General features: G+C 57.2%; 18 protein-coding genes and 2 tRNA genes. 9 read left to right on the forward strand and 11 right to left on the reverse strand.

Annotated features, from left to right (window positions below):
• Window positions 1–180 precede the first annotated feature (180 nt).
• The 3 genes from metF (at window position 181) to H3L94_RS02975 (ending at window position 2,213) form a co-directional block, all read left to right on the forward strand.
• On the forward strand, window positions 181–1,014 hold the full coding sequence (gene metF / locus H3L94_RS02965; RefSeq protein WP_182123086.1) for a methylenetetrahydrofolate reductase [NAD(P)H]: 834 nt from the start codon (window positions 181–183) through the stop codon (window positions 1,012–1,014).
• A gap of 168 nt (window positions 1,015–1,182) precedes the next feature.
• A complete protein-coding gene (locus H3L94_RS02970) occupies window positions 1,183–1,521 on the forward strand; it encodes a CidA/LrgA family protein (RefSeq protein ID WP_009119356.1) in 339 nt (112 codons plus the stop codon).
• Complete coding sequence (locus tag H3L94_RS02975; protein ID WP_009119355.1) at window positions 1,518–2,213, forward strand: LrgB family protein; 696 nt, start codon at window positions 1,518–1,520, stop codon at window positions 2,211–2,213. The genes H3L94_RS02970 and H3L94_RS02975 overlap by 4 nt, the downstream gene beginning before the upstream one ends.
• 294 nt (window positions 2,214–2,507) lie before the next feature.
• On the opposite strand, the gene H3L94_RS02980 is transcribed toward H3L94_RS02975, so the two are convergent.
• The 9 genes from H3L94_RS02980 to H3L94_RS03020 all read right to left on the reverse strand — a co-directional run bounded on the left by H3L94_RS02980 (window position 2,508) and on the right by H3L94_RS03020 (window position 12,884).
• Window positions 2,508–3,263, reverse strand: a complete 756-nt coding sequence (locus H3L94_RS02980) for an ABC transporter ATP-binding protein (protein WP_182122598.1) — start codon at window positions 3,261–3,263, stop codon at window positions 2,508–2,510.
• 1 nt (window position 3,264) lies between these two features.
• On the reverse strand, window positions 3,265–4,215 hold the full coding sequence (locus H3L94_RS02985; protein ID WP_009119353.1) for a FecCD family ABC transporter permease: 951 nt from the start codon (window positions 4,213–4,215) through the stop codon (window positions 3,265–3,267).
• 90 nt (window positions 4,216–4,305) lie between these two features.
• A complete protein-coding gene (locus tag H3L94_RS02990) occupies window positions 4,306–5,118 on the reverse strand; it encodes a heme/hemin ABC transporter substrate-binding protein (protein WP_182122599.1) in 813 nt (270 codons plus the stop codon).
• Window positions 5,119–5,153: 35 nt separating this feature from the next.
• Window positions 5,154–6,500: a carboxylesterase family protein gene (locus tag H3L94_RS02995; RefSeq protein WP_182122600.1), complete on the reverse strand. Its 1,347-nt coding sequence runs from the start codon at window positions 6,498–6,500 to the stop codon at window positions 5,154–5,156.
• Between the two features lie 72 nt (window positions 6,501–6,572).
• Window positions 6,573–8,750, reverse strand: coding sequence for a TonB-dependent hemoglobin/transferrin/lactoferrin family receptor (locus H3L94_RS03000; protein WP_182122601.1), 2,178 nt, complete (start codon window positions 8,748–8,750; stop codon window positions 6,573–6,575).
• A gap of 448 nt (window positions 8,751–9,198) precedes the next feature.
• On the reverse strand, window positions 9,199–10,707 hold the full coding sequence (locus H3L94_RS03005; RefSeq protein WP_182122602.1) for a catalase: 1,509 nt from the start codon (window positions 10,705–10,707) through the stop codon (window positions 9,199–9,201).
• Between the two features lie 178 nt (window positions 10,708–10,885).
• The gene (locus H3L94_RS03010) at window positions 10,886–12,355 is read right to left on the reverse strand and encodes a phospholipase D-like domain-containing protein (RefSeq protein WP_182122603.1); all 1,470 of its coding nucleotides are present in this window, start codon (window positions 12,353–12,355) and stop codon (window positions 10,886–10,888) included.
• A 295-nt stretch (window positions 12,356–12,650) separates the two neighbouring features.
• Window positions 12,651–12,737, reverse strand: a tRNA-Leu gene (locus tag H3L94_RS03015).
• Window positions 12,738–12,797: 60 nt separating this feature from the next.
• Window positions 12,798–12,884, reverse strand: a tRNA-Leu gene (locus tag H3L94_RS03020).
• Between the two features lie 98 nt (window positions 12,885–12,982).
• Between H3L94_RS03020 and rnr the strand changes: the two genes are divergently transcribed.
• Together rnr and rlmH are read left to right on the forward strand one after the other, a co-directional pair.
• Entirely contained in the window at window positions 12,983–15,310 is a 2,328-nt protein-coding gene (rnr, locus tag H3L94_RS03025; RefSeq protein ID WP_182122604.1) for a ribonuclease R, read from the forward strand.
• Window positions 15,311–15,322: 12 nt separating this feature from the next.
• Window positions 15,323–15,793, forward strand: a complete 471-nt coding sequence (gene rlmH / locus H3L94_RS03030) for a 23S rRNA (pseudouridine(1915)-N(3))-methyltransferase RlmH (protein ID WP_182122605.1) — start codon at window positions 15,323–15,325, stop codon at window positions 15,791–15,793.
• Between the two features lie 76 nt (window positions 15,794–15,869).
• On the opposite strand, the gene H3L94_RS03035 is transcribed toward rlmH, so the two are convergent.
• Window positions 15,870–17,420 (reverse strand): surface lipoprotein assembly modifier, encoded by a 1,551-nt coding sequence (locus H3L94_RS03035; protein WP_182122606.1) that lies wholly within the window; start codon window positions 17,418–17,420, stop codon window positions 15,870–15,872.
• Between the two features lie 140 nt (window positions 17,421–17,560).
• On the opposite strand from H3L94_RS03035, the gene H3L94_RS03040 reads away from it, so the two are divergent.
• The 3 genes from H3L94_RS03040 (at window position 17,561) to H3L94_RS03050 (ending at window position 21,723) form a co-directional block, all read left to right on the forward strand.
• Complete coding sequence (locus tag H3L94_RS03040; protein ID WP_182122607.1) at window positions 17,561–18,526, forward strand: Slam-dependent surface lipoprotein; 966 nt, start codon at window positions 17,561–17,563, stop codon at window positions 18,524–18,526.
• A 120-nt stretch (window positions 18,527–18,646) separates the two neighbouring features.
• Window positions 18,647–21,043, forward strand: coding sequence for a TonB-dependent hemoglobin/transferrin/lactoferrin family receptor (locus H3L94_RS03045; RefSeq protein ID WP_182122608.1), 2,397 nt, complete (start codon window positions 18,647–18,649; stop codon window positions 21,041–21,043).
• Between the two features lie 83 nt (window positions 21,044–21,126).
• Window positions 21,127–21,723: a biliverdin-producing heme oxygenase gene (locus H3L94_RS03050; RefSeq protein WP_182122609.1), complete on the forward strand. Its 597-nt coding sequence runs from the start codon at window positions 21,127–21,129 to the stop codon at window positions 21,721–21,723.
• A gap of 157 nt (window positions 21,724–21,880) precedes the next feature.
• On the opposite strand, the gene pdxH is transcribed toward H3L94_RS03050, so the two are convergent.
• The gene (gene pdxH, locus H3L94_RS03055) at window positions 21,881–22,513 is read right to left on the reverse strand and encodes a pyridoxamine 5'-phosphate oxidase (RefSeq protein WP_009119398.1); all 633 of its coding nucleotides are present in this window, start codon (window positions 22,511–22,513) and stop codon (window positions 21,881–21,883) included.
• 134 nt (window positions 22,514–22,647) lie between these two features.
• Here pdxH and hemA point away from each other — a divergent pair, with 134 nt between their 5' ends.
• Window positions 22,648–23,895, forward strand: coding sequence for a glutamyl-tRNA reductase (gene hemA / locus H3L94_RS03060; protein WP_182122610.1), 1,248 nt, complete (start codon window positions 22,648–22,650; stop codon window positions 23,893–23,895).
• The last annotated feature ends 119 nt before the right edge of the window (window positions 23,896–24,014 follow it).

The raw sequence follows: 24,014 nt of genomic DNA on the forward strand, positions 1-24,014 counted from the left end.
CGAGTCGGCAGCCTGTGTGGATAGGCTACCTGAAAGCCCGGCAGGCGGCATCGCATGCGGCGCAAAGGCAGATTGGTGGATGAATCTGATTCATGGACGGCCGCAGATTTTTCAGGGCGCAGCGATTGCGCAAACCAAGCGAAACCGTTACTGTTCGGCCATTAGTACGGGATACAGATGATGAAAAAAAATACACTGAGTTTTGAGTTTTTCCCCACCCGCACCCCCGAAGGGCGCGAAAAGCAGAAAATTACCCGCAAGCAGCTGCGCCAATACCGGCCGGCGTTTTTTTCCTGCACCTCCGGTGCGGGCGGCTCTACCCGCGACGGCACCTTGCAGGCGGTGAACGACATCATGGCCGAAGGCACGGCGGCGGCGCCGCACCTGCCCTGTGTGGGCATGAACGAAGCCGAGTTGTCGGATATTCTCCATATCTATAAAAATATGGGCATCCGCCACATCGTGGCCTTGCGCGGCGACATTCCTTCCGGCATGGGCGCCGGCAGCTCCGGTTTGCGTTATGCCAACGAATTGGTGGAGCTGATCCGCCGAGATTTCGGCGACTGGTTCCATATCGAAGTGGCGGCTTATCCCGAGTTCCACCCGCAGGCGCGCAGCGCGGAAGACGACATCAACCATTTCGTGCGCAAGGTGAAGGCCGGCGCCGACTCGGCGATTACCCAGTATTTCTTCAACCCCGATGCCTATTTCCGTTTTGTCGATGACGTGCGCGGCCGCGGAGTGGAGATTCCGATTGTGCCGGGCATCATGCCGATTGCCAGTTTTTCCAAGCTGGCACGCTTCTCCGATACCTGCGGCGCGGAAATCCCGCGCTGGCTGCGTCTGAAATTACAGTCGTATGCCGACGACACCGCTTCCATCAAGGCTTTGGGCTTGGACGTGGTAACCGAAATGTGCGAACACCTGCTTGAGCAAGGCGCGCCGGGCCTGCATTTCTACACCCTCAACCAAGCCGGGCTGGTGTCCACCATTTGCCAGCGTTTGGGTTATTGATTTGGGTGATTAAACCGTTTGATGCCTGCCGTCAGGCTACCTGAAAACTGTTCAGGTAGCCTGACGGCGTTTTCTGTCCGCCCAGCTGTTGTTCGGCCGGGCCTCCGAGTACAATGCCGCCCTTTGTGCCGCCGGGCATATCGGACGTTCACCACCATAGGAAAACCCATGATCCGCGCCTTTGCCATTATTTTTGCCTGTTTGGCCGCCGGCGAGCTGCTGGTGCGCCTGACGGGCTTGAAACTGCCGGCCAGCATTCCCGGCCTGTTGTTATTGTTTGTGCTGTTGCAGCTCGGTTGGGTAAAGGCCGAGTGGTTCAAACAGATTACCGACTTTCTGATGCAGAACCTGATGCTGCTGCTGATTCCGCCCTGTGTGGCGCTGATGGATCACTTGGATCTGATTGCGCGCGATTTTTGGTCGATCACGCTGGCCACGATTGCCAGCAGCATTTTGGTGTTGCTGGCGAGCGCGAAAACCCATGAGCTGATGAGGAAAAGGCGATGAAGGAGATGGCGGCCAATCCGGCCTGGCTGTTGCTGATGCTGGTCAGCATTTATTGGCTGTGCATGACCATCCGCCGCCGCACCGGCAACCCTTTGGCCAATCCGGTGCTCATCGGCACCCTGCTGATGATCGGCTACCTGAAGCTGACGGAAACCAGCTACGAGGCGTTTTGGCAGGCCGGCCAATATGCCGCGTTTTGGCTGCAGCCGGCGGTGGTGTGCTTGGCGGTGCCGCTGTATCAGCAGTGGCCGAAAATCCGCAAACAGTGGCTGCCGATTGTGGTCTCGCAGCTGGTGGGCAGCGTGGTGGGCATTGTGTCGGGCGTGTGTTTCGCCCATTGGTTGGGCGCCAGCCGCGAGGTGAGCATGGCGTTGGCGGCCAAGTCGGTGACGCTGCCGATTGCGCTGGACATCACCCAGGTGCTGGGCGGCATTCCTTCGATCAGTGCTTCCGGCGTGATTTTGGCCGGGCTGACCGGGCAGATGGCCGGGTTTTGGCTGCTGCGCCGCAGCGGCATCCGCAACCGTATTTCGCACGCCCTGGCGCAAGGCACTGCGTCGCACGCCATGGGCATTGCGGCCAGCCTGGAGGTGGGCGGAAAGTTTGCTGCTTATGCCACGCTGGGTTTGATTTTCAACGGCGTGCTCACGTCTTTTCTCGCGCCTTGGATTGTGCCTTGGTTGGGGATTTGAACGGCTGGATGAAAACAGAGGCTGAGACCTTTGCAAAACCCTCAGATGTGGATGTAGTTCAAGGCGTAGCAGCGCAGCGAGCGTGAACGCAGGAATTCCCATGGGAAAGACATATCACATAGATAGGCAAGCGAGCGGGCAGTACCCATAGGGCATAAACGCACAACGCAGAAATGCGCCGCAGATGAGGGTTTTGCAAAGGTCTCAGGCTGCCGCTTGTTGGGCAGATATTAAGATGCGGGCTACCTGAAAAGGTTTTCAGGTAGCCCGCACGGTTTTGCGCCCGGCGCTCAGTCAGATAACCGGCCGCATGGTGAAGAAGACGCCCTCTTCGTTTTGCCGGCGGCTGATCGGCCATTGGTAGATATCGCTGAGGCGCTCTGCCTGCATCACTTCGTCCACGCTGCCCTGTGCCACGATGCGCCCCTGATTCATCAGGATGATGTGGTCGGCGTAGGCGGCGGCGAGGTTGAGGTCGTGCAGCACCATCACCGCGCTGAATGTGTCGCGCCGGGTGTGCAGATAGTGCATCAGCTGGTGTTGGTGGCGGATGTCGAGGTGGTTGCAGGGTTCGTCCAGCAAAATGGCGGCGGCCTGCTGCATCAGTGCGCGTACGATATTGGCCCGCTGTTGTTCGCCGCCGGACAGGGTGTCGATGCGTTTGCCGGCCAAGTGGCTGAGGTCGAATTGGCCAAGCAGGCTGTCGAGCAGTCCGTGATCGGGCGCATCGGCTTGAAACAGGCCGCCGCTGCGCCGGCCGAGCGCGGCGTATTCGCGTACGGTCATCGGCAGGTTGTAGCGTCCGTTTTGCGCCACCCAAGCCACTTGGCCGGCCTTGATTTGCGGCGCGGCATCGCGACCGAGCAGCGAGAGCGGACACTGAAAACGGCCGAGCAGGGCTTTGAGCAAGGTGGATTTGCCGGCGCCGTTGGGGCCGATGACGGCGGTGTGGCAGCCTTGCGGGATGTCGGTGTCGGCATCGGTTTGCAGAATGATGCGGCCTTGCGGGGCCACGGTAAGCGGAGGAAGACGAAACAGCGGCGTGTGCATATCAACCCTTTCTGCGGTGCAGCGACTGCAAAAACAGCCACAGGAAAAACGGCCCGCCCAGCAGGGAAATCACAATGCCGACCGGCAAATCGACGGGGTAGGTCAGCCAACGGGCTGCGCTGTCGACGGTGAGCAGAAACACGCCGCCCAGCCAGGCGGAGAGCAGCACCAGCTTGCGCCGGGAGCCGCCTACCGCAGCAGCCAGAATATTGGGCACCATCATGCCCAGAAAACCGATGATGCCGGACAGGGAAACGGCGGCGGCGGTGAGCAGAGCGGCCGCCAGTACGGTTTGCACGCGCAAAGCGCCCACCGCAATGCCCATGCTGACGGCGGTTTCTTCGCCCAACATCAAACCGTCCAAGCGTCGGCCGGCCAGCCACAGCAAAGCCAGCCCCGCCAGCATGGCGGCCAGGGCGTAATAGGGGGAGGTGAAGCCGGCTTCGGCCAGGCTGCCGGCCAGCCACACGGTGGCGCTGCGCAGGACCAAATCGTCGGATAAAAACAGAATCAGGCTGACGGCGGCACCACAAAAGGCGCTGACGATCAAACCCATAATCAAGAGGCCAAAGGTGCCGCCGCCGAACAGGCGGTGGGTGGCGAGGATCAGCAGGCAGACCGCCAATGCGCCGGCAAAGGCGGCCAGCGGCACGCCGATGCCGCCCCAGCCGAAAGCCAATACGCTGATCACGCCCAGCGCCGCGCCGCCCGAAGTGCCGATCAGGCTCGGGTCGGCCAGCGGGTTTTCAAACAGGGCCTGTAAACCGGCACCGGCGGCCGCCAGCGCGCCGCCGACCAAAAGGGCGGTGCCGACACGGGGCAGGCGGATATCGAGAATCATCTGTTCCAAAGTGTGCGGTGCCGCCCAGGTGCCGAAACCGATGCCGGTGGCAAACCAAACCAGCGCGGCCGTCAGGCCGAGGCAGGCGGCGAAAATAAGCGGTGTTTTCATGGGTAAATGGGTTGAAGAGCGGGAAAACAGGCCCGCCAAGCCGGCCGCGTTGGCGGCGGGTGCTTGGCGGGGAGGGCGGCCTCAGGCAGCTCAGCGGCGGGCGCGGCCGAGATTGTGCAGTCGGCGCAAGACTTGGGGCGTATCCAAACCGTAGCGGAAGAAGTCGTTGGCCGGCCACAGATGGATGTTGCGCGTTTGCGCAGCGGGGCTGCCGGCCACTTCGGGGCGGGCGGCAAACTGGCCGACGCCGCCGATCAGGTGGCTGTTGTGTTCGGCAATGATGATGACGTCGGGTTTGGCGGCGATCCAGGCTTCGCGGTTGAGGGGTTTGATGCCGTCGATATTGGCGGCGGCATTGATGCCGCCGGCGCGGCGGATGAGTTCGTCGGCGGCGGTGTTGCGGCCGGCCACCAAGCGGCCGTCATAGCTCATCAGGTAGCGCTTGCCGGTGGCGGGGAGCTGGCTGACGCCGCTTTGCCAGCGTGCAGCCAGCGTGTCGGCTTCGCGGGTTTTGCCGATCAGTTGGCCGATTTGGCGGATGCTGGCCGGATAAGCGTTGATGCTGTCATCCGGCGCCACATTGACGGCTTTGATGCCGACGCGGTTGAGGTGGCTGTAAATGCCGGCCGGCTGCGCCATCCAGGAGCCGATGGCCAAGGTGGGGCGGACGGCCGCAATCGGCTCGACGGTGAGCTGGCGGTGGATGCCGATATTGGGCACGTTTTTGACGGCCGGATGGGTGGCGGTTTGGTCGCGGCCGACGATTTGATGGGTGGCGCCCAGCGCCACCACTACATCGGTCACGTCCGGGCTGAGGGTAACGATGCGCGCTTGGGCGGGCGTTTGCGCCTGTGCCAGAGGCAGCAGTGCGGCCAAGAGGGCGGGCAGGAGGATTTTTTTCATGGATGTCCTTTCAGGTAGCCTGTGGGCAGGCCGGGTTATTCGGTTTCAAACAATTGGCTGCCGCTGAGGGAAGCCGCAGGGTGCGTTTTGCCGTTGATGACGATGCTGTGCACCGGCTGCGGCAAACGGGAAAAGTCGATGCGGAAAGCGGCGACGCGGGAGGTGTCCACCAGCAGGCGGCCGCGGTCGATGCGGGCGCGGATTTTACCCGACACCGGCTGCTTCTCGAATACCTGATAGTGGTAGCCTTCGTTGAAGCGGCCGCGCAAAACGGTTTCGCGGCCGTCGCGCAACACGGTGATGTCCACCGGGTCGCCGGCCCGTTTGTCTGCCAAATAAAGATAGGGGGCGTAAGGGTGGTTCATGGCGGTTTCGCCCATTTTGAGCACGATGTCACCGATGCGGACGCCGATGTTTTGCGCGGTGCTGTTTTCTTTGCCAAAGCCGGCCACTTTCAGCCCGTTGCGGTAGGCAGGATCGAAGGCCATGCCGAATGAGGCTTTGTTGTTGAATAGGGTCAGCCGGTAGGGGCGGTGCCATGCCTGCGGCGTGGCTTGGGGCTTGAGGCGTTCGATGTGCAGCCATTCGCTGCCATTCGCTGCTTCGCCGCTGCTTTCCCAGACCAATTGGGTGGCGGTTTGACGGCGGTGGCGGTCGATGAAGGCGGTCAGGGCGGGAATCTCTTGCGGCAAATAGCGCATATCGTGGCCGCCTTCAGGCGTGCTGAAAATGAGATTCGGATGGTGGCGGCGCAACTCTTCGGCCACCGGCTGCATCATATCGGCCGGATACAGCATATCGCTGCGGGTATTGATGATGTAGAGCGGCTTGCGGTTGAAGTTTTGCGGGTACACGGGCGTGCTGCCCAGATGGGCGGCCACCGGCAACGAGCCGTTCATGGCGATGAAGCCGGCGAAGCGGTCGGGATGGGTGGCAGCCAGATACAGGGTGCCGGAGCCGCCGTCGGAAAAGCCGCTGAGAAAGACCCGGTCGGGGTCGGCGGCGGGGAAATCGCGCAGTACGGCGTCCACTTCGCCCAGCACCATGTTCACGCCGACGGGGTCGAACCAGCCGGCGTCTTTTTGGCCGAACGGAAACAGCACATAGTAGCGGCCGGCATTGGCCAGTTTGAGGAAGCTGGAGCGTTGAACGCTGGCCAGCGGGTCGCTGCGTATTTGCGGGGAAGCGATGGCGCCGTGCAGGTGCACCAGTAGGGGGCGTGGTTCGCCGGCCTCGACGTGGGGCGGGGTATAGACAATGTAAGGCCGCTCTTGGCCGTCTTGGGCAGTAAAGCGGAAGGTTTGGAAGCTGCCGCTCTGCGCGGCGGCTGCTGCCGAAACCCAGCAGAGTAGTGCGGTGAGTAAGATTCTGATGGTATTCATAGCGGTATCTGTTTTTTGGACGGATGTGTGTTCAGGTAGCCTGTGGCCGCGCAGGCTACCTGAAAAGCGGTTTTAGAATTGCAGATGTAAGCCCAATGAGAAGTTGCGGCCGGGTTGGGTATAGCGGTCAACCGCGGCATCGGCTTTCACGCCGCCGACATCGGCGAAGTGCCAATAGCGTTTGTCGCCGATGTTGTAGATGCCGGCATGGAGTTCCAGATTTTTCCAAGGACGGTAATGTGCGGTGAGGTCCCACACGCCGTAGCCCGGTGCGCGGAAGTCGCCCGCTTTGACCCGGTGGCGGGCGGCCGCCCAGCGCAGACGGGTGCCGACGCCCCACTGTTCGCGTTCATAGTCCAGCCCCAGCACGCCGTTCAAGGGGTAGGCGGTGGAGAGCGGCTGGTTGAGGCTTTCGTTTTTGCCGCGCATCCAAGCCACGCTGCCGTTCAAGCGCCAAGCAGGCGTGATGTGCCAGCCGCCGGAGAGTTCGAGGCCGTAAGTTTTGGCCCGGTCTAGGTTGCTGAAATAAAACTCGGAAACATAGCCGGGGGCCGGGGAGGCTTTTTCAGCAGTGGCAATAAAGTCTTTGTAGCGGTTGTAGAAAGCGGTGGCGTCCAAGCGGAGGGTTGGGCTGCGGTAGCGAAGGCCGGTTTCGAAGTTGTGCGAAGTTTCGGGTTTGAGGTCGAGGTTGGGCACGACGCGATAGCCGCGGAAGCTGTCGTAGCCGGACGCCATCAGATCCACCGGCGGCGAACGGTAGCCGCGGGAGTAGGCGGCAAAGCCGGTGAGGGTTTTGCTAAAGGGCATGCTGAAGCGCACGCCGGGCAGCCAGGCATGGTGGCTGACGCTGTCGGCAAGCGGAATATTGTTGCTGGTTTGGCGGAAGGCCTCGTCGATGTCGAAGCGGGTTTTTTCCCGTTCGTGGCGCAGGCTGAACGTCAGTTCGGCGCCGTTGTTAAACACCAGGCGGTCTTCGCCGTAGAGGCTGAGGGCATGTTGTTTGTAAGAAGGGAAAAAGCGCTGTTCGCCGGCGCTGTTGCCTGTGCGGGTATCCGAAACGGTTTTGCTGAGCAGGCGGTCGTGCTCTTTCAGGCGGTAACTCAGGCCGGCGCGGATGCGGTGGGTGATGCTGCCGGTATGGGCGTGGGCGCTCAGATCTACGCCAGTGCCGGTGAGGTGTTGGGTAAAGGTGTTGTGGTCCCGGGTTTCCTGGGTGCGGGTCGGGCCGCCGTTAGGCGGTGTGCTGTGGGTTATCTGGTGGCTGTCGTTGTCCACATCGAATGTTTGCCGGTAAACGTGGGCGGACAGGCTGTCCAGCCAGCTGCCGGCCGGCGTATAGCGGTAGGTGAGGCCGAAACGGCGGCGGTTGTATTCGTCGTAAGCCAGCGCCAGCGGTGTGTCGAGCCTGTTGCCGCTGCGCGAACGGCCGGTGCCGAGTTTTTCTTGGCGGTTGGTGTCGCTTTGGCGCACAAATTGTTCGAATACCGCTTCGACATGGTGTGTGTCGTTACCGATGCCGCCTTTGGCTAAGATATTGTAATTTTCGGTGTCTTGCCGGTTGGAGACGGTGCGTTTGGCGCCGTTGCCGTCGTTTTCGGCATGGTTTTTTGCCTCATGGAGATTGCGGCGGGTCAGCATCAGCAGGCCGGACACCGGGCCGGTTTGGCCGGCCACGGTGGCGGTGGCGCCGTGGCTGCGGTAGCTGCTGCGGTAGCCGTATTTTAGGCCGAAGTAGAAAGGTTTGTCGGCACGCACGAAATCGGCGGGCCGGTAGGTGGTCATGGCCACGGCGCCGCCTAAGGAGCCGCTGCCGTCTGCTGCGGCGTCGCCGCCTTTGGAAACGGTGATTTGGCGAAGGGTGTCGGTTTCCATGGTGTCGCGGGTCACGCTGGCGGCGTTGGCGGTGGGCCCGATGTCGGCATGCATATCGGGCAGAGGGACGCCGTCGATGGTCATCAGGATGCGGTTGCCTTCCATGCCGCGGATGTTGATGCTTTCATGACCGCCTTGGAGGTTGTTGGAACGGACATCCACGCCCGGTTCGTAGAGGAAGAGGTCGTCAATATTTTGTGCGGCTGCCCGTTTTAAGTCCTCTGCTTTCAATAGGGTGGTATCGGGGGTTTTGCTTTCCCCTTCGCCCACCACTTCGATGGTTTCCAGCTCGGTTGGCGGTGCGGCCGGCAGGGTTTGGGCACAAACGGCCCCGGAAAACAGCAAGGCAATGACTTGGGAGAGGTATAAAGGCTTCATGATGTGCATATTTGTTAATAATAGGAATGATTATTATATGGATTATTATAAAAATTTACAATGCTTAAATTTAAACAGCAAATATGCCGGCTGCTCTTGGTCGCTGGTTTGAATGGAAACGACTGTAAATCAAGTGTTTTGATAGACTGAGACCTTTGCAAAATTCCCATCTGCGGCACATTTCTGCGTGACACGTTGATCCCTTAGGGGTACTGCCCGCTTGTTTGCTTATCTGTCTGATTGATCTGCACCACCGGGAATCGTGGCGGTCACTTTTGTTATGCTGCTGCGCCGTGAACGGCATCCATATCCGGGGGTTTTGCAAAGGCCTCGGATCATGGAGGCGGGGCATCAAAAAAGGCTACCTGAAACGCTGTTCAGGTAGCCTTTACGGTGCCGTCAAATCTCTAGACCTTGACGGAGATGGAGATTCAAGTTGCTGTCGGGATTACAGCAGACCGGGTTGGCCCAGAGCCGGGTCGCTTTCGCGGGCGGCCACGGCATCGGCCACGGTTAAGCCCAGGGCTTTGGCCACGCCTTCGCCGTAAGCCGGGTCGCAGGCGTTACAGTTGCGGATGTGGCGGTATTTGATGAAGTCCGGCGCATCGCCCATGGCGGCGGCGGTGTTGTTAAACAACGCTTGTTTTTGCTCGGCATTCATCAGGTTAAACAGCGCGCGCGGTTGGCTGAAGTAGTCGGCGTCGTCTTCACGGTAGTTCCAGTGGGCAGCGTCGCCGTTGATCTTCAGGGGCGGCTCGGCATACTGCGCTTGCTCCTGCCATTGGCCGAAGCTGTTCGGCTCGTAATGGATGTTGCTGCCGTAGTTGCCGTCCACACGGCCTTGGCCGTCGCGGGCGTTGCTGTGTACGGGGCAACGGGGTGCGTTGACCGGGATTTGGTGGTGGTTCACGCCCAGGCGGTAGCGTTGCGCGTCGGCATAGTTGAACAGACGGGCTTGCAGCATGCGGTCGGGAGATACGCTGATGCCGGGTACCAGGTTGCTCGGTGCGAAGGCAGATTGTTCAACATCGGCAAAGAAGTTTTCCGGGTTGCGGTTCAGCTCAAACTCGCCCACTTCGATCAGCGGATAGTCTTTTTTCGGCCATACTTTGGTCAAGTCAAACGGGTGGTAAGGCACTTTTTCGGCATCGGCTTCGGGCATGATTTGTACGTACATGGTCCATTTCGGGAAGTCGCCTTTCTCGATGGATTCGTACAAATCGCGCTGATGGCTTTCGCGGTCGTTGGCGATGATGGCGGCAGCTTCGGCGTCGGTCAGGTTTTTAATGCCTTGTTGGGTGCGGAAGTGGAATTTCACCCAGAAACGTTCGTTTTTGGCATTGATGAAGCTGTAGGTGTGGCTGCCGAAACCGTGCATGTGGCGGTAAGAGGCGGGGATGCCGCGGTCGCTCATCACCACGGTGACTTGGTGGAAGGCTTCGGGCAGCAGGGTCCAGAAGTCCCAGTTGTTGGTGGCCGAACGCATATTGGTGCGCGGATCGCGTTTTACTGCTTTGTTCAAATCGGGGAATTTACGCGGGTCGCGCATAAAGAATACGGGGGTGTTGTTGCCCACCATGTCCCAGTTGCCCTCTTCGGTGTAAAACTTCAGGGCGAAACCGCGGATGTCGCGCTCGGCGTCGGCGGCGCCGCGCTCACCGGCTACGGTGGTGAAACGGGCAAACATTTCGGTTTTTTTGCCCACTTCGCTGAAAATGGCGGCGCGGGTGTATTGGGTGATGTCGTGGGTCACGGTAAAGGTGCCGAAGGCGCCGGAGCCTTTGGCGTGCATACGACGTTCGGGAATCACTTCGCGTACGAAGTTGGCCAGTTTTTCGTTCAGCCACAAATCTTGGGCCAGCAGCGGGCCGCGCGGGCCGGCGGTCATGCTGTTTTGGTTATCCACAACGGGCGCGCCGTTGTTCATGGTCAGATGGGTTACGGGACATTTGGACATGGTTGTTTCCTTTTTTATCGGGTCGGGGGAGAAAGCTACCTGAAAACAGGGATGTGTTTGGGCGGCAGCGGGTATGGGGCGCACTATAGTCTAAAAAATTAACTATTGAAACTATCTTTTCGATTTAATTTATTTAAATTCACTGGATTTTGATTTTATTATATTGAATTTAAAAGCTTTATTTTTCTGAATCATGGTGTGGCGGCGATGCTTGGCGGCGCTTTTTATGCTGCTCGAATTTGCGCAGCTGGCGCACGGCGTGCACGGTAGTGGAGAGGCCGCCGGCCAGCAACAGCAGCATCACCGGCACCACCAGCAGATAGGGGGCAAACCACAGCAGTGCCACCAGTGCCAGCATCAGCAGGCCCATACTCAAATAAGCCTTGGCTTCGTTTTCGTCCACCGTGCGCGTGCCGTAGAAATTACCCTCGAAAACGTGGGACAGCTGTAAAAATTGGCGGGTAACCGCGCGTGCCTGCTGACGGTTGAAAATGCGCAGGCGCGAAAAATGCTGCCGCCGCCGTTGGCGCATGATTTGGTGCTCTTCTTCGTTTAATACCACTTCGGTGGTTTGATTCAGGTCTTCCAAAAACTGCCGCTCCAACTGGCGCACCACGCCGGCATCTTCGATGACCACGTCCAGCTCGCGGTTGAGGTGCCAGCTGGAAAAGTTGAGATTGGTGGAGCCTATCCGCGCCCAAATGCCGTCGGCAATCGCACTTTTGGCATGAATCATCGGGCCGTTCCATTCGAACACCCGAACGCCCGCTTCCAGCAGGGCGCGGTAGCGGGTACGGGAAACGCGGCCGATCCAAGGAATATCCGATGTACGCGGCACCAGCAAGCGCACGTCCACTCCGGCATTGGCGGCATTGATCAGCGCCTGGGTGTAGAGCCGGGTGGGCATGAAGTAGGCATCGGTGAGCCACAGATTGCGGTTGGCCAAAGCCAAGGCGTTTAAATCCAGTCGCATCATATTGTTGTTGCTGGGCGTGGTGGCGACCACGCCGGCGCGCACCGTGCCGGCTTCGCCGCAGGCGGTATAGATGCCGGCCGGCAGCTCGCGGCCTTGCGACTGCAGGCTGTCGGCCGCGGCCTGCAGCACCTCGCCCACCGCCGGCCCTTTCAGGCAAACCCCGGCGTCCCGCCACGGAGCAATGCCTTTGGCCGGATTGCCTTCCCAAGCCGACGACACGCACAGCCCGCTGACAAAAGCGGTGTGCCCGTCCACCACAATCGACTTGCGGTGGTTGCGCGACAACAAACCGATGCCGCTGGCAAAGCCCATCGGATTGTAAGGCACCACCAAGGCGCCGGCTTGGCGCAAGGGTTTGAAAAAACCGCGCAAGGAGGGCCACAACGAGCCCAGCCAGTCGTAGATCAGCACCACTTTGACGCCGGCTTTTGCCTTTTCCACCAATAGGTCGCGCATTTGGCGGCCGAAGTCGTTGTCGGCGAAGATATACATTTCCATCAGCACATAATCGCGGGCGGATGCCACTGCTTCGAGCCAGGCAGGAAAGTTTTCGCTGCTGTCTTTCAACAGAGTCACTTCATGACCGCCGTATACGTCGCTGCCGCCGGAGCGGAAACGGATCTGTTCCAATACGGGGTGGCTGAAATCATGGAGGTCGGGGGCGTTGTGCATAAGCCTGCCTTTGCCGGGTGGGGAGACGGAAGCGGTGAAAACTGTGTTTCAGGTAGCCTGAAAACTGCGGCAAGCATAGCAGAAATTGCCGCGGGCAGTTGGTGCGACTGCCATTCCGCCGCTTGAGTGGGGCCGTTTGCTGCCCCGCAGGCAAACAAAGCAATGGGCAAGAGTGTTTTGAATGTTGTTGAAGCGCGATATCTGACGGCCTCTGCTTTTCAGGTAGCCCGATAAGCTTGAGGCTACCTGAAAACAACAAAACCCTGCATTGTAGCAATGCAGGGTTTTTGAAACTTGGTGCCCAGGAGAAGACTCGAACTTCCACACCCGTGAGGATACCAGCACCTGAAGCTGGCGCGTCTACCAATTCCGCCACCTGGGCAATTCGTTTTTTGTTTTGTTGGCGCACTTGGGATGAAAAATCTTCTCTAAAGCAAATGATTGGTGCCCAGGAGAAGACTCGAACTTCCACACCCGTGAGGATACCAGCACCTGAAGCTGGCGCGTCTACCAATTCCGCCACCTGGGCTTTGCTTTAATGTGCGCTTTGCGTTAAAGTGCAGGCCTTTAACGAAAGACGCGCATTATATCGCCAATTTCGCAGTTGTCAATTATTGAAAAGAGAATATGAAGAAAAAAACCTCATTACGTCTGCAAGATCCTTATTTGGAAAGGGAAAAACAGCGTTATGAACACCCCTTGCCCAGCCGCGAGTGGGTGATTGAAATTTTGGAAGACCGCGGCGTGCCGGTGAAAACCGAGTCGCTGGCCATCTTGCTGGACATTCAGGAAGACGAGCTGCCTTTCTTCGAGCGCCGTTTGGGCGCGATGGCGCGAGACGGCCAAGTGCACATCAACCGCCGCGGTGCGGTGTGCGTGGCCGAAAAGCTGGCTATGGTGAAGTGCCGCATCGAAGCGCACAAAGACGGCTTCGGTTTCGCCGTGCCGCTCACGCCCGACGGGCAGGGCGATTTCGTGCTCTACGCCCGCCAAATGCGCGGCCTGATGCACGGCGACATCGTCACCGTGCGCCCGGCCGGCATTGACCGGCGCGGCCGCCGGGAAGGGCAGGTGCTGGACATCATCGAACGAGCGCAAAAAAACGTAGTCGGCCGCTTGGTGATGGAGCGCGGTGTGGCCATGTTGGCACCGGAAGACAGCCGCCTGACCGACAACATTATTTTGGAACCCGATTCTTTGGGCGAAGCCCGTCCGGGGCAGGTGGTGGTGGCGGAAATCGACGTTTATCCCGAAGCCCACCGCCCGGCAGTGGCCAAAATCACCGAAATCCTCGGCAACTATGCCGACAGCGGCATGGAAATCGAAATTGCGGTGCGCAAACACCAACTGCCACACCGTTTTTCCGAAGCCTGCGCCCGCGCCGCCGAAAAAGTGCCCGCCCAAGTGTGCAAAACCGACCTCAAAGGCCGCACCGATTTGCGCGATTTGCCCTTGGTGACCATCGACGGCGAAACCGCCCGCGATTTCGACGATGCGGTGTATGCCGAAAAACAGGGCCGCAACTACCGCTTGGTGGTGGCGATTGCCGACGTGAGCCATTATGTGACGCCCGGCAACCCGTTGGACGACGATGCGCTGGAGCGCGCCACCAGCGTGTATTTCCCGCGCCGCGTGATTCCGATGTTGCCGGAAAACCTGTCGAACGGCATTTGCTCGCTGAATCCCGATGTGGAGAGGCTCTGTATGGTGTGCGACATGGTGTTTACCTATGCCGGCAACCTGAAAAGCTACCAGTTTTATCCGGCCGTGATGCGTTCGCACGCCCGCCTCACTTACAACGAAGTGTGGGATTGGATTGAAAACGGCAGCGATCATGCGCTCAAGCCGCAGATCGACACGCTCTACAAGCTCTATCAGATATTGCAGAAAAAGCGCAGCCAGCGCGGCGCGATGGAGTTTGAAACCACCGAAACCCAGATGATTTTCGACAAAAACGGCAAAATCAAATGCATCGTGCCGGTGGTGCGCAACGATGCCCATAAGCTGATTGAAGAATGCATGCTGGCGGCCAACGTTTGCGCAGCCGATTTCCTGTTGAAAAACAAACATCCCGCCCTGTTCCGCAACCATCTTGGCCCCACGCCTGAGAAGCTCGCCACCTTGCGCGAACAACTCGGCCTGCTCGGCCTCAGCCTGGGCGGCGGCGAGCAGCCTTCGCCGAAGGATTACGCGGAGTTATTCGCCCAAACCGAAAACCGCCCCGACCGCGAGCTGATCCAAGTGATGCTGCTGCGCTCCATGCAGCAGGCGGTGTACGAGCCGGGCAGCGAAGGCCATTTCGGCCTGGCGTATTCCGCCTACACCCATTTCACTTCCCCCATCCGCCGTTATCCCGACCTCATCGTGCACCGCGCCATCAAAGCCGTGCTTTCAGGTAGCCAGTATGTGCCGAAAGACTCCTGGCAAACCTTAGGCGCACACACCTCCTTCTGCGAGCGCCGCGCCGACGACGCCAGCCGCGATGTGGAAAACTGGCTGAAAACCTATTATATGCAGGACAAAATCGGCGAAGTCTTCGGCGGCACGGTCAGCGGCATGGCCGGCTTCGGCCTGTTTGTCACCTTAGACGGCATCCACATCGAAGGCCTGGTGCACATCAGCGATTTGGGCGAAGACTATTTCCATTACCGGCCCGAAACCATGAGCATCGAAGGTGAGCGCAGCGGTTTGCGCTTCCACATGGGCGACAAAGTGGTGGTTCAGGTAGCCCGCGCCGATTTGGACACCAGCAAAATCGACCTTACCTTGGTTAGCGGCGGCACCATCGGCCGCGCCGGCAAACGCCGGTCTGCCGCCAAAAGCGGCGACAAGCGAAGCAAAGCCGCCGGCAAAACGGCAGCGAAACACAGCACCGCCCAAGCCGGCAAATCCGGCAAAAGCGCCGACAAAAAACCGACCGCCCGCGCCGCCGCCAAAAGCCGGCGCAAAAAATAAGGCGGGCGGCAGATGAACATCACCGTGCTGGCCGTCGGCACCAAAATGCCGCGCTGGGTAGATGAAGCCGTGGCCGAATACGCCAAGCGTTTCGGCCGCGACGTGCGCTATGTCTTAAAAGAAATCAAACCGGAAAAACGCGGCGCCGGCGTAAATGCCGCCCAAGGCATGGCGGCGGAGGAAAAGCGCATCCTCGAAGCCCTGCCCGACGGCGCCTATTTGGTGGTGCTCGACGAACGCGGCAAAGCGCCCACCTCGGTGGAGCTGGCCGGCTACCTGAAAGACTGGCAGCAAAGCGGCGAGCATATTTGTTTTGTCATCGGTGGTGCCGACGGCATGACCGATGCCCTCAAACAGAAAGCCCGCCTGATGCTGCGCCTCTCCAGCCTTACCCTCCCGCACGGCATGGTGCGCGTGTTGCTGACCGAACAGCTCTACCGCGCCGTGTCCATATTGCACAACCATCCTTACCACCGCGAGTAAGCTGCGCACTTAACGGCCAACAAGATAAAAGGCTACCTGAAACCCTGTTCAGGTAGCCTTTTATCTTGTTGGCCGATTAAAACCGCCGTTCCAGTTCGATAAAGACTTGGCTGTTTTTGCGCTGTGCCCAAGTGTGGCTGCTGCGGATTTCCTGCCGCGACAGATTCAGCTTCGGCGTCATGCCCCAGATTGTCCAAGCGCGATGCCACACCGCGAGACCATATTGATACTCGCGGTCGCGCCGCTGCTGCAAAGGAAAGCCTTGCGCGGTCACGTTGAGCGACTCTCCTTTAAACCGCCGTTGGGCGACAGAGGCGGAAACGCGGGTGGAGAGACCGCCCAGCCAAGCCCAGTCGTGTATCCAACCGGCTTGCAGGCCGTAGCGGCGGTAGGCTGCATTGTTGGTTTCGCCGTGCAGCCGTTTGTTTTCCGAGAAGGCCTGATGAAGTGCCAGGCCGGCATATACGGTGTCGAGTGGTGCGGCCCGCCAAGCCAAAGAAGCGTTTTGTGCCGTGTACCAGCCGTCGTGGCGTTTTGCTTGCTCGGGCAGGCGGTAGTGCTGGCGATAGCCTTCCGCGGCCAGATTCAACTGCCAGCGAGGGGAGAGTATGCGGTTGTATTCCGCCCGCAAACCGTAGGCGTGCGACCACATGTGCAGGCGGAGGGTGCGGTTGTTTTGCACTTTGTGAGCGCCGAAATTATCTGTACCGCTGAGCTGGAATTGGTAGAACGGCAGGAGGGTAAAACGTTGGGTGGCATTCTGCCACAGCCAGCCGGCTCCTATCCGCCCGTAAGCGCTGTCTTGAGCGGAATGACGGCTGAAGTAGTAATTGGTGCCGCCCAATTGTGCCTGAAACTGCAGGCTGTGGTGTCCGGCCAGGGCATGTTGTTTTTCCACTTGGACGCCGTAGGCCAAGCCGAATGCAGATTGGGGTAATTCGCGGCTACATCCGAGTACGCTGCAATGTGGTGCAGCGGCATTGTTGATGTTGTCGTCATAAGCGGGCGAAAGTCCGCCGCTCCATTGCCATGCCTGCTGCTGCTGTATGGCGTTCAGGTAGCCTTGAATGTTGTCGTCAACTTTGGAGGGGATATCTTCTTGGCGGCGGATTTCTGTGAACACGGTTTCAGATTCATGCCACTGCCGGTCTTCGGCCAGCATAGCGGCTAAATCCAGTCGGATTCTCACGTCATCCGGTGTTGCGATTACCAGACTGCGGTAAATGCGGATGGCTTCGTTGTAATCTCCCCGGTATTTGGCGGACATGCCTTGGGCGCGACCCAGTAAAATCGGATCGGCAGAGGGCTCGGCGGCATACAGTTTGATCAGTTCGTTCAAGAGTTCGGGTTGCCGGGTATTTAAAACCTGTGTCAGCATCAAGGCCAAAAGTTCCGGCTGTCCGCGCAAATCTTGGGCACTTAAGACCGGAACATCAGTCTGTTGTTGCTCGTGTTTGTTTTCTGTTGCCGGAGAGGCGGTTTCCAGCCGACGTATCCATTGCCGCTGTTCGGATTGTAAAAAGCGTTGCTGGTCTTGTTCTTGGCGGGGGAGACCGGTTTCTGCGTAGGCTGCTATTGGAAAAAAAGTAGGAATGAGTATCAGAAAAGAAATTTGTTTAAAAATCATTTTTAAAATTTTGTTTTATTTGAATTAATTTCTAATTTGTTAATTTTGATTAATCCGAGGTTTGCGATTTCTTTCATTTTTTTCATAAATGATATATATTAGCATTATTATTGATTGGACAACAGTTGGTGTTTATAAAGATGAAAATTTCTGCATTTGGTTTTTCTGTTTTTTCCTCAGCTTTGCTGGCAGCTTGCGCTGGCGGCAGTTCGGTTCCGATTCCTGATGGCCCGGTTCAAATTCCCCAGCTGAAGACTTCGCCCGAGAGCACCATTATTGGGCCGGCTAAGGCGCCGATCCAAGCTATGCATACGGGTGCAGGCAAGCTGGAAGCGGGTCAGGTTCAGATCACTTATTCGTGGGGGTATACCACTACGGAAGACCGCTTCTTTTACCGGTCGTCTGACGGTAAGCTCTACCAGTTTGGACGTATGTCCAATCCGTTGCTCCTTTCCGGTTCGTTTGCTCCTGACACCAATACACCTACTCGTCAAAAAGGTCAGCCTACCGATAATGGTGGCCAGCTTTTGGTTTGCTGTGATGGCGTGAGCGCCACCATTAAACCGGGCTATACCCGCGCTATGCGCTACGGTGCTTGGATTGGAGCGGACGGTAAGACCGATTTGTTTGTCGGCGGCGTACCGGCCGATCCAGCTCATATGTTAGGGGTACAGGATTCGCAGAACCAGCAGGCTACGGGAAAAGCCACTTACGAAGTATTGGCGATGCGGGTGAAAGGTAGCGATGTGGTGTTGTCTTCCCATGACAATAACAGCCCGACATTGCGTTCCCGTCTGACAGTAAATTTCAATACCCAGCAAATGGGCGGCAAGATTCTGGGTAACAATGATTTCGGTGCCGATATCGATTTCACTGATGTCCGTGTGAACGGCAATACCTTCAGCGGCTCAGCGACTTCAGGAGGAGAAGCCGGCAAAGTAGAAGGCGGATTTTACGGTAGCAAGGGATATTACACGCCTTCCGGTACCGAAATCGGCGGCAAAATCACTTTTGACGGTAACAGAAGCTTGGATAGCGTTTTCGGCGGCTCTTCCTATCGCAGCGACGCCAAGGATGGCTCTACCGATTTGGTGCCTCTTCCTTAACATCCGTTATTTTAACCGCGGTCAAATGGCAGCTGCCGATCTTCAAAGAGTGAGCTGATTTTGATTTTCAGGTAGCCTGACAGCCTTTATTTTAATATTGTCGAATACATCGGTTATTTTATGAATAAACAAAACATTAACTTTAAACACAGTATTCTGTTCCTGATGGTTTGCGGTGCTTTTTCTGTTCCTGTATGGGCGGATGAAGCGGACAAGGACGGTGCGGATACCGAGCTGGAAACCATCAATGTGCAGGGACGCCGTACGCCGAAGACTTTAGGCAGAGACCGTATTCAGCGTGAGGAGTTGGACCGCCAAATGGTGCAAGATGCGCGTGATATGGTGCGTTACGACCCTGGTATCAGCGTAACGGAAGGCGGTCGTGCCGGTTCCAACGGCTTTACCATCCGTGGTGTGGATAAAGACCGTGTGGCGATTGTGGTGGACGGTTTGGAACAGGGTGAGAGCCGCTCTTCTTCCGCTTTCCAAGAGTTATTCGGTGCCTACGGTAACTTCAATGCCAACCGCAATGAAGCGGAAATCGAACACATGCGGGATGTCACCATCAGCAAAGGTGCCGACTCGATTACTGCAGGCAGTGGAGCATTAGGCGGTGCGGTATTGTACCGAACCAAATCGCCACGTGATTATGTCGATGAGGAGAAGCCTTACCACGTGGGCTTGAAAACGGGTTATTTGAGCCGTTCCGAGCAATGGGTAAACAGCATAACTGCTGCGGCACGCTTGGGTAATTTTGATGTTTTGCTCGTAGGCAGCAGGCGCCAGCGCCATGAGTTGAAAAACCATGCCAACGGTGAGAATGTTAATCTCAGTTTTAATGACAACTATGACTTTGGTAATAACCGTTACAGAGGCGTAGCACGCGGCACGCCCGATCCGCAAAGCAGTGAGAAAAATACATTTTTGGCACGATTGGGCTACCACTTTAATCCCAATAATTATTTGAACGTGATATACGAAGAAATCCGTGAAGATCAGGAAACTGATGAGCACTCCAACTTGTTTGGGGCGTTCTCCAGCACGGATTACCGCTACCGGAATGACGTAAGCTATCGGGACCGCATGGGTTTGGAGTATGAAAACTTGTTGACCAGCGGTCCGTGGGACAAGCTGACGGTAAATTTGGATCGCCAAAAGATCCAAATGACCACCATGTCTTGGGATATTCCGACTGCAGAAGGTTTGCAGAACTCAGGGCGTGCGGCGCAAAACTACTTTATCCGTAGGGGTTTGAACTACAACACCGATCAATTCCGCGCGGCAGCCGACAAGCACTTCGACTTCGACAACATCACATGGGATATGTCTTACGGTTTCGGTGGTACTAAACGGGAAAACTCCAACAGCAATTTGAGTTATTTTTCTTATGTTTACTACCCCCACATCAAAGCTTCTCGTACGGATGACAAAGAGTTTCTGGTCAGCACCCGTTCCGACAGCTACAACCTGTATTGGAACAATACCTTGCGTTTCAGCGACCGCTTTAAGCTCAATTTAGGTGCCCGCTACGACCATACCAAAATGCGTACCTTGGATACAGACAGTTTTAATCCTGATGTCAGAGGTCAACTGGAAGCAAAAGGTTTGTGGAATCAGCGGGCTAGATTTAAGTCTCCCAGCTATAGTGCGTCTTTCGATTGGAACATTACGCCCTCGGTAACCTTGCAAGGTAAATACAGCACCGGTTTCCGTGCACCGACTACCGACGAAATGTGGTTTTATTTCCCCAATACCCTGTTTTATGTTGAACCCAATCCGAGCCTTAAAGCCGAGCGGGCACGCAATTTTGAATTGGGTGTGGACGTACACGGAAACTGGGGCAATCTTCGTTTATCGGGTTTCCGCACCCGCTACTCTGATTTCATCGATTTTGTTCACCGCGGTTTCCGTGAGGTCAAAACTTGGAACTACAATACCAAGACGCTAAGCAATACTGATTACGCCAACGTTTACCAAAACGTCAACCGTTCCGAAGCGGAAATCAAAGGCTTGGAGCTACAGGGGCGCTGGAGTTTGGATAGCATCGGTCTGCCTCAAGGAACTTATGCCAGCTTAGCGGCGACATACTTGAAAGGCCGGGCGGACGGTAGCGTTCCAATCAATGCCATCCAGCCTTTTAACGGCGTAATTGGTTTTGGTTACCATCATCCGGAAAACCGCTGGAGCCTCGGTACCAACATCAGCTATTTTGCCCGCAAGAAGGCTGAGGATACGGTGGCTTCTTATGACGATACGGGCCGGACGTTCCCATTTGTGCGGCACAGCCGCAATACTTGGCTGGTGGACTTGACGGGCCATTACCAATTGGGTAAAAACATTACCCTGCGCGGCGGCATATTCAATTTATTCAACCGTCGTTATTACACTTGGGAAAATCTGCGCAGCATCCGCGAATTCGGCACCGTAAACCGCGTGGACAACCAAACCCATGCAGGCATTGAGCGCTTTAGCGCGCCGGGCCGCAATTTCAGCGTGGTATTGGAAGCCAAGTTCTAAGCTTTTCAGGTAGCCTGAGTGTGTTTGCCTCAGGCTACCTGAATACATTTCCATGATTTTTGATTATCCGGAAGGAAGTACGAATGAGTACGCAAGAGAATGTTATTCCCTTTGCCCAATATCTGAAAGAAAACAGCCGCACCACTCACGACAGCGTGGACGAGTTGGTGATGTCGGTTAAGCCGTTCGACAATCCCGAAAACTACACCCGTTTCCTGCAGCTGCAAGCCGTGTTTCATAAAATCGTGGACGGCATTTATAAAGACCCGGCCTTGAACGAGAAAATCCCCGGCTTGGCCGAATTGGCCCGCTACGATGCCGTGATGCTGGATTTGAAAGACCTCAACGGCAGCGAAAAAGCGATTGCCACCCCGATTCCGCAACCGCAAGGCATGGAGGCTTTGGGCTGGTTGTATTGCGCCGAAGGTTCCAATGTGGGTGCGGCGTTTTTGTTTAAAGATGCGCAAAACAAGCTGGGCTTTACCGCCGAACACGGCGCCCACCACTTGGCTCCCCATGCCGACGGTCGCGGCAAACACTGGCGCGAGTTTGTGGAACAATTGAACGGCTTGGGCATCACCGGTGCCGACCAAGAGGCTGCTTTGAAAGGCGCACTGGATGCTTTTGCTTTCTACAAAGTATTGGTGCGCGAAATCTTTGAATTGCCTGCCGCTGCCTAATTGGCTTGAACGGATAAAAGGCTACCTGAAACCCGGTTTCAGGTAGCCTTTTGCTGTTTGGATATCGCTTTGGATATCGCTTATCGGGCAGGGGTAATCAAAAGAAAGGCGCGATGAAGCGCAATGCGCGTTTTGTTAACCCTGCTGCTTGCGAGGGCTAAGGCGCCAGCCGCTCTTTAATCCAGATGCCGTTTTCCAGGCGGTATTGCACGCGGTCGTGCAGGCGGCTGGGACGGCCTTGCCAAAATTCCACCCGGTCGGGAATCACCACATAGCCGCCCCAATGCGGCGGGCGAGGCACGTGCAGCGGATGTTTCAGGCCGACGGCTGCGGCACGGCTGACCAGTACCGACTTGCCGCTGATGACCGAGCTTTGTTCGCTGGCCCAAGCACCGATGCGGCTGGTGTAGGGGCGGCTTTCGAAATATTCGTCTGAAGCGGCCGCATCCAGTTTTTCCACTTTGCCTTCCACCCGCACCTGGCGTTCGAGTTCCGGCCAGAAAAAGGTGAGGGCGGCAAAAGGGTGGGCGGCCAGGGCGCGGCCTTTGCGGCTGTGGTAGTTGGTGAAAAACACAAAACCCTGCGCATTGACTTCTTTGAGCAGCACCATACGGCTGTTGGGCCGCCCTTCGTCATCCACGGCGGCAATATTCATCGCTGTGGGTTCGTTGACTTGGGCGGTAATGGCTTCGTTCAGCCATTGTTCGAATTGGGTGAGCGGATGCTCGGGGCAATCGGCCTCCGATAGTTCGCGTTTGCTGTAATCTTCGCGGATGTCGTGCAGATTCATGGGCTTCCTCGATAAAAGCGGCAACATAAGGATTTGATAAAGGCTATCATCTTGATATGGAAACAGAAAAACGGTTTCTGCTGCCACGGATTTTGCTATAATAACGCATCTTCCGGTTTTGAGATAATGATGCCATGCAACTGACCGCTGTGGGCCTCAACCACCAAACTGCGCCTTTGAGTATCCGCGAGCGTTTGGCTTTTGCCGCCGCTTCCCTGCCCGATGCTTTGAAAGCCTTAGTGGGCAGCCATGCCGCCAAAGAAGCGGTGATTTTATCTACCTGCAACCGCACCGAGCTGTATTGCGTTGGTGAGTCGGACGATATTGTCCGCTGGTTGGCGGGTTACCACCACATCCCCACCGAGCAAATCGAACCGTATTTGTACCGCTATCAAACCGAGGAGGCAGTGCGCCATGCTTTCCGTGTGTCTTGCGGCTTGGACAGCATGGTTTTGGGCGAGCCTCAGATTTTGGGGCAGATCAAAGATGCGGTGCGGGTGGCGCAAGAGCAGCAGGCGGTGGATTCGCTGTTGAATGCGCTGTTTCAAAAAACGTTTGCCATTGCCAAAGAAGTGCGCACCAGCACGGCCGTTGGGGAAAATTCGGTGAGCATGGCGGCGGCCAGCGTAAAAATGGCCGAGCAGATTTTCCCGGATATTGCCGACTTGAATGTGCTGTTTATCGGGGCAGGAGAGATGATTGAGCTGGTGGCCACTTATTTTGCCGCCAAGCAGCCGAAACAAATCACGGTGGCCAACCGCACTTTGCCGCGGGCGCAAGAGCTGTGCGCCAAACTGTTGGTGCCGGCCGATTCCTGTTTGCTGAGTGATCTGCCGGAGATTCTGCACCGCTATGATGTGATTGTGTCTTCCACTGCCAGCCAGCTGCCGATTGTGGGCAAAGGCATGATGGAGCGTGCGCTGAAGCAGCGCCGTCATATGCCGGTATTCCTACTCGATTTGGCGGTGCCGCGCGACATCGAAGCCGAAGTGGCGGATTTGGGCGATGCCTACCTCTACACGGTGGACGATATGATGAACATCGTGCAGAGCGGGCAGCAGGCGCGCCGTGAAGCCGCCGCCGAAGCGGAGCGGATGGTGGATGGCAAGGTCAGCGAATTCATGGCTTGGCAGCGCAGCCGCCAAACCGTGCCTTTAATCCGCTCTTTAAGGGATGAGGGGGAGAGAGCGCGCCAATATGTGCTGGAGAATGCCAAAAAACAATTGGCCAAAGGTATGCCGCCCGAAGATGTGTTGGAGCGTTTGTCGGTGCAGCTTACCAATAAGCTGATGCACCCGCCCACGCATACGCTCGCCCGGGCCGACAATACCCACCGCCATTTGGTGGACGCGGTGGTGGAGATATACGGTTTGCCAAAGTAAAGGGCGGCTGTTTGGTCGTTATCAGGGCTGCTGGCCATCGCAGCCAGCAATCAGTGGAAAGATTGGTTTGGAAGTCGGTTTCATGGTAGGGATGAGGCCGGCTTCCAAATTTTTAGGCT

It is taken from the genome of Neisseria shayeganii, assembly GCF_014054965.1.
GTDB classification, from domain to species: Bacteria; Pseudomonadota; Gammaproteobacteria; order Burkholderiales; family Neisseriaceae; genus Eikenella; species Eikenella shayeganii.